We start from the raw sequence: 12,310 nt of genomic DNA on the forward strand, positions 1-12,310 counted from the left end.
TGCCCGCCGATCAGCGCCAGCGAGTCCAGGGTGCGCACGCACATGGCGCCGAGGAACTCGAAGACCCGGCCGGGATCGCGCGCGGTGCCGCTCAGGTAGTTCATCGCGGCGAGCGTGGACGGCAGGTAGTACTGGTAGTAGCGGTGCGGCTCGAGGCCGAACCCGCACGCGTCCAGGACCGCGCCCAGGACGTCGTCGATCGGGTGCGCCTCGCGGCGCGTGCCGGTCATGGCCGCGAGCGCGTTGCCGCCCGGGGCCGGGATCATCAGCGGGCTGACCCGCAGCGGGGCGTTGAGGGTGCCGGCCAGCAACTGGACCGCCGTCATCTTCGCGGCTTCGTCGGCGGCCTTCGCCCCGGCCACCAGGCCGACGACCTCTTCGGCGGCGACGCCCCGCCGCTCGGCGACGTCGGTCAGCAGGCTCCGCAGGCTCGCGACGTCCGGCTCGGGCCGCTCCTGCTCGGCGACGGTCTCCCGGACGAAGCCGAACAGGTGCTCTTCCAGCAGCGGCCGGACGAGCTCGCCGAGGACGCGGTTGCGCTCGCCGTAGAACAGCCGGTGTTCCGCCCACCGCTCCGGCGTCATGTTCGCCGCGTACATCGGTTTGGCGGTGTCGTGGATGTTCAGCAGCATGCGGTGCCCGATCAACGCGGACAGCTGCGAGGCGTCGGCGCGCCCGAAGGGGCGGTCGAACCGCAGGAAGCTGAGGTCCTCGGGCCGCACCGGCCGGCGGTAGGGGTCGTCGTCGATCTCGAGTTCTTCGAACCGCGCGCTGCGGAAGAGCGGATTGGCGCAGTAGGCGCTCAGGTAGTCGGAGAGTTCGCCCGCGGAGAATTCGCCGGGCAGCTCCGCGGAGTAGTCGCCGGGCTTCGTCTTGAGAATCAGGGTCACGGTGTCCCCCTTGCGATGGCTGCGAAAAGGTTGGCCCGATCGCGCCCCGGTGGCGGTTCGCCCCCGGCACGACAGGTATGTTCACCAGCGCTTACGTTAGACAGCAAGGGTTTGCCCACTAGTGGACAACTTCGGCGGGTGGGCCGGTGGTGTCCACTAGTGGGCAGCGCGGGACGCCTTTTTGCGGCTAATATCCGGGGCGGCGGAGAATTGTCCGGCCATCCGGGAAACCCGGTCCGGGCCGGTTGTTGCGCCGCCGGAAAACGTCACTCCTCGTCGGCAGTCGCCGACAGGTACGACGCGAAGTCGTCGGTGAACCGCAGCAGGAGGTCGTAGAAGGTCCGGCGGTCGGCCGGCGACCAGCCGGACAGCGTTTCGCCGAACCAGCCGAGCAGTGTCGTGAAGTACCGGTCGGCGATCTCGGCGCCCTCGGGGGTCAGCTCGACCAGCCGGGCCCGGCGGTCGTCGGGGTCGGCCAGGCCGCGCACGAGCCGCCGTCGTTCGAGCACGTGCAGGTGCCGCGTGACGTGCGGCCCGGCGACCTGCATGCGCTCCGCGATCTCGCCGACGCGCAGCGCCTTGCCGGTCATGTGCAGCGAAACCAGGATCGACAGCCCGGGCCGGTCGAGGTCGGCCCCGATCCGCTTCATCGCCCGTTCACCGATGCCGCTGCGGTTCATCAGGGTGCCCAGCTGCAGGATCCGGGGCAGCACGGACCGCAGCTCGCTGGCTTCTGTGTCGCCCATCACACCTCTTAGATAGCTAACTTAGGTATATAGTTGGTCGGGTCCGGGGTGATCAAGGGGCATTGTCGCACCTTCATTTTAGATACCTAACTTAGCTATAGGAGACACCATGAGCAGCACGTCCGCACGTTCGGTCCTGATCTCGGGAGCGAGCATCGCCGGTCCCGCGCTGGCCTTCTGGCTGCGGCAGGCCGGCTTCTCGGTCACCGTCGTCGAGAAGGCGCCGCAGCTGCGGGCCGGGGGATACCCGATCGACATCCGCGGCACGGCCATCGACGCCGTCCGGCGGATGGGGATCCTGCCCCGCCTGCGGGACCTGCACATTTCCACCCGGCGGCTGACTTTCCTCGACGTCGACGGCAGCGAGGTGGCGTCCCTGGACCCGAACGTCGTGATCCGCGGCGCCGACGGCGAAGACCTCGAAATCCGCCGGGGTGACCTGATCCACGCGCTGTACGACCTGGTGCGCGACGACGCGGACGTCCGGTTCGGCGACACCGTCGAGACGCTCATGCAGCACGAAGACGGCGTCGACGTCACCTTCCGCAGCGGCCGCCGGGAGACCTACGACCTGGTGTTCGGCGCCGACGGCCTGCATTCGAACACCCGAGGGCTGGTCCTCGGCGACGAGGCGCAGTTCCACCACTACCTCGGCTACAGCTTCGCCGGGTTCACCCTGCCCAACGACTTCGGCCTGGTCCGCGAGGGCGTCACCTGGACCACGCCCGGCAAGGGCGCGGCGCTGTACGCGGTGCTCGGCAGCGAGGTGGTCCACGGTTTCCTGGTGTTCACGCGGCCGGAGCCGCCGATCGAGGCGTTCCGGAACCCGGAGGCCCAGCGCGACCTGGTCGCCCGCACCTTCGCCGGTGACGGCTGGGAGATCCCGGGCATGGTCGAGGCGATGCGCGAAGCCGACGACCTGTTCTTCGACGTGGTCAGCCAGATCCACCTGCCGCGCTGGTCGTCGGGCCGCGTCGCGCTGGTGGGCGACGCGGCGTACGCGCCGTCGTTCCTGACTGGCCAGGGCACCAGCCTCGCCCTCGTGGGCGCGTACGCGCTCGGCCACGCCCTGGCGACCATCCCCGACCACGAAGCGGCCTTCGCGGCATACGAGAACCGGGTGCGGGACTTCGTCGAGCGCAACCAGGCCATGGTCGGCGAAGGCCAGGCGACGCTCTTCCCGGCCACCGCGGAGGCACTCGAAGCGCGCAACGCGGCGCTCCGGCAGCTGTCCTTGGCGCCGGCGAGCGCGCCGCGGCCCGAGCATTCGGCGCTGACGCTGCCGGACTTCCCGGTGCGGGTGGGCTGACGCGGTCAGGGGCGCAGGGCGTCGACGAGCAGGTCGAGCATCCGGCCGGTCCGCTCGGGGTCCGGCGCGGCCGAGGTGGACAGGAACACGCCGAGCAGCAGCAGCGTGACGTCCTCCGGGTCGGCGACGGCGCGCAGGGTGCCCGCCGCCGCTCCCGCGTCGAGGATCGCGGCGATCGCGGCGGTGATGCGCTGCCGCGTCGCCGGTGTCGCGATGCGGCCCGACGCCACGCCGGCGCGCAGGACGTCCGCCATCCCGCGTTTCGTCGCCACGAACGCGGCGTAGCGGTCCATCCAGGCGCGCAGGGCCTTCTCGGGCGGGAGCTGTTCGAGCAAGGCCGGTGCGCCCGCGGTGACGTCGTCGAGTTCGGCGGCGTAAACGGCTTCGACCAGGGCTTCGCGGGTCGGGAAGTGCCGGTAGAGCGTGCCGATCCCCACCCCGGCCTCGCGGGCGACGGCTTCGAGCGCGACGGTTCCGTCCGCGACGGCGAACGCGGCCCGCGCGACCGCGACGAGCTTGTCCCGGTTGCGGCGCGCGTCGGAGCGCACGGGCCGGCCGGATTCGGGTGACGGCAAAGCGGAGGCACCTCCGGTTGTGCTACGGTCGAGCTGAACGGAGGTTCCTCCGCTTCACCATCATCGCACGAGGACGGGGACACCCCATGCCTTCCACCGCACGCGCCGCGCTCGCCGGCCGCACCGTCTTCCGCGTCGGCTTCGGGGCGATGCAGCTCGAGCGCCTGCGCGACGACCGTGCCGCGGCCGTCGCGTTGCTGCGCCGAGCCGTCGAGCTCGGCGTCGACCACGTCGACACGGCCCAGTTCTACGGCAACGGCTTCGTCAACGGCGTCCTGCGCGACGCCCTGCGGGCCGGCGACGACTTCCTGGTCGCCAGCAAGGTCGGGGCCGACCCGGACCCCGGCGCCGCCCCGCCGATCCGGCTCGCCCAGCGCCCCGAAAACCTGCGCGCGAGCGTGGAGGACAACCTGCGCGCGCTCGGGCTCGACCGCATCCCGCTGGTGAACCTGCGCCGCGCCGACCGGGGCCCCGGCTTGATCGCCGAAGGCGACCAGGTCGTCGACCTCGACGACCAGCTCGCGGTGATGACGGCCCTGCGCGACGAAGGCAAGATCGGCGCGATCGGGCTCAGCAGCGTCACCCTCGACGTCCTGCGCCGGGCCCTGCCGGCCGGCATCGCGTGCGTTCAGAACGCCTACAGCCTGGTCAGCCGCGACGACGAGGAAATGCTGGAGCTGTGCGCCGCGGAGGACATCGCCTGGGTCCCGTTCTTCCCGCTGGGCGGCGCGTTCCCCGGCTTGCCGAAGGTGACCGGCGAGCCCGCGGTGCAGGCCGCCGCGCGGGCCTTCGGCCACACCCCGGAACAGATCGGGCTGGCCTGGCTGCTGCAGCACGCCCCGAACGTCCACCTCATCCCGGGCACTGCGAGCCTGCCGCACCTCGAGGCGAACATCGCCGCCGCCGGGATCACGTTCGACGGCGAGACCCTGGCCGCACTGGACGCGATCCCGACGCGGTCGATGGACGCCGCACTGGGCTAGCGCGTCAGGAAGCCGGGATCAGGAGGACGGGGTAGGTGCGCGGGACGACGCAGAGGGCGTTGGTGGCGAACATTTCGAGCGAACTGCCCACGCACCGCAGCGGCCCGGGTTCCGCTTGGGCCGAAGCGAGGCCTTCCGCTCCGAAGAGGACTCCGGTCGTCAACACCAGGGCACTGATCGTGGCAATGCTGCGTCGCATGGCGATTCTCCTGTTCCGGAGCCGGTTTTCCCGTCGGGCGGGGACTGCCCCGGAACCCGCGCGACGGAACGGAACCGCGGCCCACGGCACCGGGTCGGGTGACACCCACGGGAACACCACCGGCCACGGCGGCGTTTTCCTCCCGTGGCAACGAACGGGGAGCTCGGGCGCGGCATCAACTTCGGCAACGCGCTCGACGCGCTGGGCGGCGGCCCCGGGCTGCCGCTGCGCGAGCGGTACTTCGACGAGGTGGCCGAGGCCGGTTTCGACACGGTCCGCCTGCCCGTCCGGTGGTCGGCCCACGCGGCGTCCGAGCCGCCGTACGCCATCGACCCGGCGTTCTTCCGGCGCGTCGACGCGGGCGTGCGCGCGGCGCTCGACCGCGGACTGCGGGTGGTGGTCGACGTCCACCACTACGACGGGCTCTGCGCCGCACCGGACGAGCAGCGGCCCCGGTTTCTGGCGCTCTGGCGGCAGATCGCGGCCCGCTACGCCGGCCACCCCGGGCGGCTGTGGTTCGAACTGCTCAACGAGCCGCGCGGGCAGCTGACCGCCCAGCGGTGGAACGCCGTGCTGGCGGAGGCGCTCGCGGTCGTCCGTGCGGCGGACCCCGAGCGCACGGTGATCATCGGGCCGGCCGAGATGAACAGCCCGGCGGCGCTGCCGTCGCTCGCCGTGCCCGACGACCGCAACGTGCTCGCCACGGTCCACTACTACGCACCGTTCGAGTTCACCCACCAGGGCGCCGGCTGGGTCGACGGAGCGCAGCGCTGGCTCGGCCGCCCCTGGGGCGGCGCGGCCGACGAAGCCGCCGTTCGTGACGACCTGGCCCAGGTCGCGGCGTGGGGCCGGGACCACGGGCGGCCGGTGTTCATCGGCGAGTTCGGGGCGTTCTCGGCCGCGGACATGGACTCCCGCGCACGATGGACGGCGTGCGTCCGGGCGGAGGCCGAGCGTCTTGGCATGAGCTGGGCGTATTGGGAGTTCGGGACGGACTTCGGCGCGTACGACGTGGACCGGGGGGAGTGGCGGGAGCCGTTGCGCCGGGCGCTGCTGGGCGGGTCAGACCTCTGACGCCGACGAGTGTTCGGCCGCGAAGGTGGCCAGCTCGGCCCGGTCGCGGACCGACGTCTGCTGGTTCTTCGTCCTGCGCGGGGGACCGACGCGCGGGCAGTCGCGCTGGCGACAGCTCGGCGGGCGGGATTCGGCCGCGGGGTCAGAGTTCTGACGTGGATGAGTGTTCGGCCGCAAAGGTGGCCAGCTCGGTGGTCGCGGGCCGAGTCCGCCGCTCGTTCTGCGCGGAAGACCGGGCAGGTGGGTGGTCGCGCCGGCGAAGGGACCTTGCGGCGGGCGTTGCTCGGGGAACGGAATCCGGTCGTGGGTCAGACCTCTGACGCCGACGAGTGTTCGGCCGCGAAGGTGGCCAGCTCGGCCCGGTCGCGGACCGACGTCTTCATCAGCAGCGCCGCCACGTGCTTCTCCACCGTACGCGGTGAAATGTGCAGGCGTGCCGCCAGTGCCTTGTTGCTCAGCCGGAACGCCAGCAGCTCGAAGACCTCGTACTCGCGCAGTGTCACGCCGATCGAGCGCAGGCTCTCCGGCACCCGTTCCGTCCCCGTGCGGCGCTGCTGCACCGATGCCCCGGCCCGGCGCAGCAACGCCCGGCACGCGCTGGCCACCGGGATCACGTCCGCGCCGTGGAAGCGGCTTTCGGCTTCGCGGAGCCAGTCCGCCGGTTCGCCCCAGCCGTGGTCGACCGCCGGTTCCGCGGCCAGGCGCAGGCCCAGGGGGCGGGCGATGCCGAACGGGGTGGCCGCCTGCGCCGCCCGGTGCATCGCCGTCGCGGCCGCGTCGGGGGCGTGGTCGTGGCCGTGCAGGACCGCCTCGGCCAGCAGGACGAACTGGCGGTTCCAGCGCATTCCGCCGGCCGCTCCGGCGGCGACGCGGCGGTGGTCGTCCCAGCCGGCGTCGCCCGCGATGACGTCGAGCAGGAGCTTCAGGCCGTGCGTGCCCGCCAGGTGGAACGTGCTCTGCTGGCGGGCCTGGTCGGCCGCGAGCGTCTCCAGCTCGGCGCGCGCGGTGTCGCGGTCCTCCTCCAGCAGCGAGCAGAACACCTGGGCGAGACCGCGGGCGAGCGGTGCCTCGGGGCCGGTGTCGCCGCCGTCGCGCCGGAACGCGGCGAGGGCGGACTCCATCGTGCGCCGGTCGCCGCGGTGGCCCGCCAGGACCGCCTGTGCCATCTGGACGTACCGGCTGACCGCGAACAGCTTGATCCGCGACGCCTCCGCGTAACACGCGTCCAGCCGTTGTTCGGCCTCGCCGAACCGGCCGCACAGCACGGAATTGAGGCCCAGCACCGCTTCCGCGTTGTAGGCCAGGCTGATCCCGCCCGTGCGCAACGCCTCGGCGCGCGCGGTCTCCAAGCCGGACGGGTCCGCTTCGGACAGCCAGGCGTTGCCGCCCAGGCCGACCAGGGCGTAGTTGCGCCAGTTCGTCAGCCGGTGCTCGGCGGCGCTGTCGAGCATCCGCCGGAAGCACTCGTCCGACTCGGTCATGTCCCGCTCGCGCACGACGAACCCGACCGCGTAGAGCGCCTGGCACGCCGTCGACGGCGAGCCGATCCGCTCGGCCCCGGCGACCGCGCGGCGGGCCAGCTCTTCGCTGCGGCGCACCCGGTCGGGGGCCGGGCCGGACATCGACAGGTATGCGTCCACCGCGTCGACCGCGACGGCCTCCTCGTCCGCCCCTTCCCCGGGCAGCAGCGCCCGGGCCGCGGCGACCTGCTCGAAGCCCTCCGCCCAGCGGCCGGCGACCTGCGCCGCCCACGCCAGCCGCACGTGGACGCGGATCTGGCGGGCGCGGTCGCGGCCGTCGGCCGGCCGCAGCGAGCCGGCGACCTTCACCGCGCGGTCGAACTGGCCCGCCTCCGCCAGCGCGAACAGCAGCAGCTCCAGCAGGTCCCGGTACCGCCCGGCCTGTTCGCCGCCGCGGCCGGCGTCGTCGCCGAGCAGGTTCACCGCGTGCTCCAGCACGGCGATCGCCGACCCCGGCGCGCCTTCGGCCAGCGCCCGGCGGGCGGCTTCGCGGTACAGGTCGGCGGCCGCCCAGCGGTCCCCGGCGCCCAGCCGCAGCGACGCGGCGAGGCTGCACAGCTCGCCCGGCAGGTCGGGGTGCAGCTCCACCACGGCGTCGGCCGCCTTCGCCGACAGCGCCACGCGTTCGGCCGGGTTGAGCAGGGTGAGCAGCGCTTCGGCGGTGAGCGGGTGGCGGAAGGCGTACCAGTCTTCGCCGCGCTCGTCGGCGATCAGCAGCTGCGCGGCGACGGCGGACTGCAGGTGCCCGAACAGGCTGTGGTCGTCCAGCTCGCTGACCCGCTGCACCACCGAAAGCGGGAACCGGCGGCCGAGCACCGCGGCGATGGCCAGCAGCTGCTTGCCGCGCTCGCCGAGGCGGTCGGCGCGGCGGGTGATGATCGTGACGAGCGTCGAGGGCACCGCGCCGCGGCTGTGGCCGGTGAACCGCCAGCCCGCCGCGCCGTTCACCAGCTCGCCCGCGGCCACCATGCTGTGCAGCAGTTCCTCGACGACCAGCGGGTTGCCCGCGCTGTCGGCGAAGAGGCGCTCGGCCACGTCGGCGGACACCTGGCCCGGTTCGGCGCCGAGCGACGAGGCCACCACCTCCCGCACCTCGGCGGGGCCGAGGCTGTCCAACGGCATGAGGAACCCCTCGCCGCGCCGGGCGACGGCGTGGGCCGACTCCAGCGCGGGCGAGGGCTCGGCGCGCAGCGTGGCCAGGACGACCACGGGCTGCGTGCGGACGTTGGCGGCCAGGTACTCCACCACGGCCAGGGTTTCGACGTCGGAGTCCTGCAGGTCGTCGACGACGAAGAGGCAGCCTCGGCCCGCCCCGGCCAGCCCGGTGAGCCGCAGCGTCGCCTCGGCCAGCACGACCAGCGAGGAGTCGCCCGCGGTGTCGGCGCCGGCGGCCCAGTCGGGGATGAGCCTGCCCAGCACCGACCGGTACGGCCCGAGCTGTTCGACCAGCTCGTGGCCGCCGGTGCGGGCCAGCGACAGCAGCGCTTCGGTGAGCGCCCGGAACGGTACGGCGGGCCCGGTGGTGCTGCCGCGGCCCCGCAGCACCACCAGCCCCGCATCCAGGGCGCGGCCCACCGCTTCGGCGGCGAGCCGGGTTTTGCCTATCCCGGGTTCCCCGGTGACGAACACCGCCGATCCGGACGAGCGGCGAGCGTCGGCCAACACCCGCTCGATCTCGTCGATCTCCGTTCCTCGGCCGACGAGAGCGGGGGCACGGGTGCGCATGCGCCAACCTTAGAGACCGGACCTACGGATTCGGTGTTCTTCCGGTGAAGATTCCACTGTTCGGACGGCAGGATTCGGGTTGTTGTCACGCTTTGTACCGCGACGGACACGTCACGCGTGCGTGTGGTTGCTCACCACCGTGCTGATGTCCATCGTGACCACCGCGGCGGTGGCCACGCCGAGGGTCAGGCCGGCGAGAATCCCCGCCCGGACACCGATCTTCGTTCTGCCGGCGGGCTCCGCGCCCGGCGTGGCGTCGCCGAGCGGGTTGTCCACCTCGGAGCCGGCGGTGGTCGCGTCGAATTCGCCGGCGTTGTCGTTGCGCATCTGCACTCCCAGGATGAGGTGTGTTCCGAGGCAATTACTGAGGACGTCCCGACGGCTCGAGCAGGAGAACCGACGGAACCTGTTCGGCAAAACCGGCCCGCAGCAACCCGAAACCGATACCCCCGGTTCCGGTTAGCAGGCCAGGGCTCGCTACCCCGTGCGGCGTGCCGCACTGGAGCCCGTGTCCTTCGACTGCGCCCACGAGGCGCGAAGTCGCCCTCCGCAACGCGGAGACCGACGGTTCGTGTCCCTGCCCGGCCAGCACCACGAGCGCTTCCAGGGTGCCGAGCTCGCCGTGGCAGAGGGATTGGTCGGACGACGGCGGCCGGGCGGCCACCGCGGCCGAGAAGCTGTCCGCGGCCTGCGTGGCGGCGCCGGGCGGCGGCCCGGCGGGCCCGCGCGCGGCGGCCGCGGCGAGGATCCGGCCGGCGACGCCCGAGCACCAGCCCAGGTCGCCGGACACCGGGTCCACCGCGGTCCGGCCGCCCCGGCCGAGCGCCCAGTCGACGCCCGCCGCGCCCCACAGGAAGCCGGGGGCGGCGGGCCGCGGGGCACCGGCGAGGCGCCGGGAGAGCGTGGCGGCCAGCTCGGCCGCTTCGGGCAGCCCGCTTTCCGCGTGCACGGCGTGCATCGCGGCGAGCGCGCCCGCGGTGCCTTCGCCGACGCCCGCGGGTGCGGCCGTGTCGGCGGCGGCCGTCGCGGCGATCGCGGCGGGCAGGCAGGCGGCCAGGGCGCGGTCGCCGAGCAGTGAGGCCAGGCGGGCGACGGCGTAACAGATGCCGCCCAGGCCGAAGAAGCCGCCGGAGCCGACTTCGCGGGCCAGCTCGGGGTGTTCGGCGAGGACCTCGACGAGCATCGGCAGCGTGCGCACGGCCTTGGCGGCCAGCTCGGAGTACCGGGCGGTGCCGGTGAGCCGGCCGAGCTGGGCCAGGAACAGCGCGGTGCCGCAGTAGCCCTCGGCGAGCCCGGCGCCCATCGGCAGCACCAGCCAGTGCCGGCCGTCGAGCAGTTCCAGGCCGACCCAGTTGGCCCGGCCGTCGTCGTGGGCGGCGCGGGCGACGAGGTCGTCGCCGATCGCCGAGGCCAGCGCGAGCAGGTGCTGGCTGTCGGGGACGACGGCGGCGACCGCGCCGGGCAGCGGCGCGCCCGCGCGGTGGCGGACCTCCGGGCGGCGGGTGGCGAGCGTGGCCTCGACGAACCACTCCTGCTCGCGCAGGTCCTCCGCGCACAGCTGGGCGATCTTGGCGCGGGCCTGGTCGAGGCCGCTGGCGGCGAGCAGGCCGGGCAGCACCGTGCCGGTGCCGGTGGTGACGTCGACCGACCCCGCGGCGGCGGTGAACACCGGCACGTCCCCGGCGCACAGCTCGGTGACCTCGTGGGGCACGAGCGCGGGCAGGTGGGCCTTCCCGTGGTCGTCGGCGAGCGAGGCGAACGCCTCGGGCCGGGCGGCGCCCGCGGTGAGGTGCGCCGGGTGCGTCGCGGCGGTCAGCAGCGTCACGTACACCTGGGTCGGCCGCATGACCAGGCGGATCTCCTCGGCGGCGAACGCGTCCAGCACGCCGCCGAGCAGCTCTTCGCGGCGGTCCACCAGTGACTCGTAGGCGGCGCGGAACCCGCTCAGCAGGCTCTGCCGGTACATCCCGGCGTCGACCTCGGCGCCGGCGAGCACCGGGCGGTTCGCGCCGCCGGCGTAGGGCAGCGGCCCGCGGGCCAGGCGCATCTCGTCGGTTCCGGCGCCGACCCAGTGCGGCACCTCGACCGGGCTCGGTTCGCCGTTGCCGCCGCCGAAGGCCGACACGTCGAGCGCGCCGTGCTCGCCGAGCATCAGCGTCGGCAGCAGGGCGGTGCGGGCGACCGAGCGGCGCAGCGCAGCCGCGGCCGGGTCGGGGCCGTTGCGGGTGAGCGCGGTGAACGCGGGGTGGAACAGGGTTTCGACGTCGACGAGCATCGGCTGGTCGCCGGAGGCGATGAGGTTCTCGCAGTGCATGTCGGTGGCGTCGAGGGCGTAGAGCAGGGCGAGCAGGGCGCCTTGGCGGCGGTAGAACAGCTCGACCCCGGCCTGGTCGGCGCACGGCCGCGCGGGCACGTACTCCGCCCAGCCGTAGCCGTCGCGGGCCAGCACGCCCAGCGGGCGCGGAGCGAGCCCCGGGCGCGCCTGTGCGAACCAGCGCAGCAGGTCGCCCCACCGGGCGAGCAGGCCGAGCGGCCGCGGCTTGTAGACCAGCCGCCGCCCGTCGGCGAAGCCGAGCACGGCCACCGCCCGGCCACCGGAGTGCACGTCACCCGCGCCCAGCGTGACCTCGGCCAGCTCGGCGGCGCTGCCGGCCAGGAGGCCGGCGCGCAGCTCGGCGCGGTCGGCGGCGAACCGCGTGAGCAGCTCGGCCACGGCGTCGGCGGTGCGCAGGCAGGTCTCGGCGAGCAGCCGGGCCAGCAGCGGGTGGCGGGTCAGCACCCCGGTGAGGTGCCCGCGGCTGCCGAGCAGGCGCAGGAAGTCGACGAAGCGGTCGCGCCCGGTGGCGCCGCGCAGCAGACCGGCCTTCTTCGCCGTGTGCAGTTCCAGCACGAAGGTGCGGGCGGCGAGCGAGGTGAGCTGCCCGCCGAGCCAGGTTTCGACACCCGGCCAGACCCGACCCGCGGCGGGCACGCGCTCCACCAGCAGTTCGCGGGTGGCGGCCAGGAAGGGCAGCACGGCGTGGCGGAAGACGCGGTCGCCGTCGGAGTCGGCGGGGGCGGGCCAGTCACCTTCGGCGGGCAGGGCAGCCAGGACGTCCTCGGCGAGCAGCGCCCAGCCGGGCCTGCTCTCGCCGGCCTCACCGGGGAGGCGGGCGGCGGTCCACCACGCCGGTGCCTCGCGGGGGGCCTGCTCGGGACGTTCCACTGTCTGGCTCACGCCGATGAGACTCGCATCCTGGGAGATGCGGGCGCATGGGTAACTCCTACCCAGATTGGGTACCCCGGTCTG

At 73.7% G+C, this 12,310-nt stretch carries 10 protein-coding genes (1 of these 10 cut by a window edge); 3 read left to right on the plus strand and 7 right to left on the minus strand.

What is annotated here, in order from left to right; translation table 11 throughout:
* Together ABZW17_RS07830 and ABZW17_RS07835 are read right to left on the minus strand one after the other, a co-directional pair.
* A protein-coding gene (locus tag ABZW17_RS07830) for a hypothetical protein (protein WP_354810820.1) crosses the window boundary here: on the minus strand, nucleotides 1-890 show its 5' portion. It extends 556 nt beyond the left edge of the window; 890 of the gene's 1,446 nt are visible here — the first part of the coding sequence; its start codon is at nucleotides 888-890; its stop codon lies off the left edge, out of view.
* A gap of 266 nt (nucleotides 891-1,156) precedes the next feature.
* Nucleotides 1,157-1,636, minus strand: a complete 480-nt coding sequence (locus tag ABZW17_RS07835) for a MarR family transcriptional regulator (RefSeq protein ID WP_354810822.1) — start codon at nucleotides 1,634-1,636, stop codon at nucleotides 1,157-1,159.
* A gap of 109 nt (nucleotides 1,637-1,745) precedes the next feature.
* Between ABZW17_RS07835 and ABZW17_RS07840 the strand changes: the two genes are divergently transcribed.
* Nucleotides 1,746-2,945, plus strand: coding sequence for an FAD-dependent monooxygenase (locus tag ABZW17_RS07840; protein ID WP_354810824.1), 1,200 nt, complete (start codon nucleotides 1,746-1,748; stop codon nucleotides 2,943-2,945).
* Nucleotides 2,946-2,950: 5 nt separating this feature from the next.
* Here the strand turns inward: ABZW17_RS07840 and ABZW17_RS07845 are convergent, their stop codons facing one another.
* The gene (locus ABZW17_RS07845) at nucleotides 2,951-3,520 is read right to left on the minus strand and encodes a helix-turn-helix domain-containing protein (RefSeq protein ID WP_354810826.1); all 570 of its coding nucleotides are present in this window, start codon (nucleotides 3,518-3,520) and stop codon (nucleotides 2,951-2,953) included.
* A gap of 86 nt (nucleotides 3,521-3,606) precedes the next feature.
* On the opposite strand from ABZW17_RS07845, the gene ABZW17_RS07850 reads away from it, so the two are divergent.
* The gene (locus tag ABZW17_RS07850) at nucleotides 3,607-4,503 is read left to right on the plus strand and encodes an aldo/keto reductase (protein ID WP_354810828.1); all 897 of its coding nucleotides are present in this window, start codon (nucleotides 3,607-3,609) and stop codon (nucleotides 4,501-4,503) included.
* Nucleotides 4,504-4,507: 4 nt separating this feature from the next.
* Here ABZW17_RS07850 and ABZW17_RS07855 read toward each other — a convergent pair whose 3' ends face one another.
* Complete coding sequence (locus ABZW17_RS07855; protein WP_354810830.1) at nucleotides 4,508-4,702, minus strand: hypothetical protein; 195 nt, start codon at nucleotides 4,700-4,702, stop codon at nucleotides 4,508-4,510.
* Between the two features lie 144 nt (nucleotides 4,703-4,846).
* On the opposite strand from ABZW17_RS07855, the gene ABZW17_RS07860 reads away from it, so the two are divergent.
* Complete coding sequence (locus ABZW17_RS07860; RefSeq protein WP_354810832.1) at nucleotides 4,847-5,776, plus strand: glycoside hydrolase family 5 protein; 930 nt, start codon at nucleotides 4,847-4,849, stop codon at nucleotides 5,774-5,776.
* A gap of 308 nt (nucleotides 5,777-6,084) precedes the next feature.
* Here the strand turns inward: ABZW17_RS07860 and ABZW17_RS07865 are convergent, their stop codons facing one another.
* From ABZW17_RS07865 to ABZW17_RS07875, 3 genes are all read right to left on the minus strand, one after another.
* Entirely contained in the window at nucleotides 6,085-9,021 is a 2,937-nt protein-coding gene (locus tag ABZW17_RS07865) for an AAA family ATPase (RefSeq protein ID WP_354810834.1), read from the minus strand.
* A gap of 111 nt (nucleotides 9,022-9,132) precedes the next feature.
* Nucleotides 9,133-9,348, minus strand: a complete 216-nt coding sequence (locus tag ABZW17_RS07870; protein ID WP_354810836.1) for a hypothetical protein — start codon at nucleotides 9,346-9,348, stop codon at nucleotides 9,133-9,135.
* Between the two features lie 34 nt (nucleotides 9,349-9,382).
* Nucleotides 9,383-12,238 carry a type 2 lanthipeptide synthetase LanM family protein gene (locus ABZW17_RS07875; protein WP_354810838.1) on the minus strand — a complete coding sequence of 952 codons (2,856 nt, stop codon included), beginning with the start codon at nucleotides 12,236-12,238 and terminating at the stop codon, nucleotides 9,383-9,385.
* Nucleotides 12,239-12,310 lie beyond the last annotated feature (72 nt).

The sequence above is a fragment of the Amycolatopsis sp. NPDC004625 genome (assembly GCF_040609695.1).
Classification (GTDB): Bacteria; Actinomycetota; Actinomycetes; order Mycobacteriales; family Pseudonocardiaceae; genus Amycolatopsis.

What these genes read in the sequence shown, in the direction of transcription:
- ABZW17_RS07835 (WP_354810822.1), bottom strand. Translation starts at nt 1,636, where the DNA reads ATGGGCGACACAGAAGCCAGCGAGCTGCGGTCCGTGCTGCCCCGGATC.
- ABZW17_RS07840 (WP_354810824.1), top strand. Translation starts at nt 1,746, where the DNA reads ATGAGCAGCACGTCCGCACGTTCGGTCCTGATCTCGGGAGCGAGCATC.
- ABZW17_RS07850 (WP_354810828.1), top strand. Translation starts at nt 3,607, where the DNA reads ATGCCTTCCACCGCACGCGCCGCGCTCGCCGGCCGCACCGTCTTCCGC.
- ABZW17_RS07855 (WP_354810830.1), bottom strand. Translation starts at nt 4,702, where the DNA reads ATGCGACGCAGCATTGCCACGATCAGTGCCCTGGTGTTGACGACCGGA.
- ABZW17_RS07865 (WP_354810834.1), bottom strand. Translation starts at nt 9,021, where the DNA reads ATGCGCACCCGTGCCCCCGCTCTCGTCGGCCGAGGAACGGAGATCGAC.
- ABZW17_RS07870 (WP_354810836.1), bottom strand. Translation starts at nt 9,348, where the DNA reads ATGCGCAACGACAACGCCGGCGAATTCGACGCGACCACCGCCGGCTCC.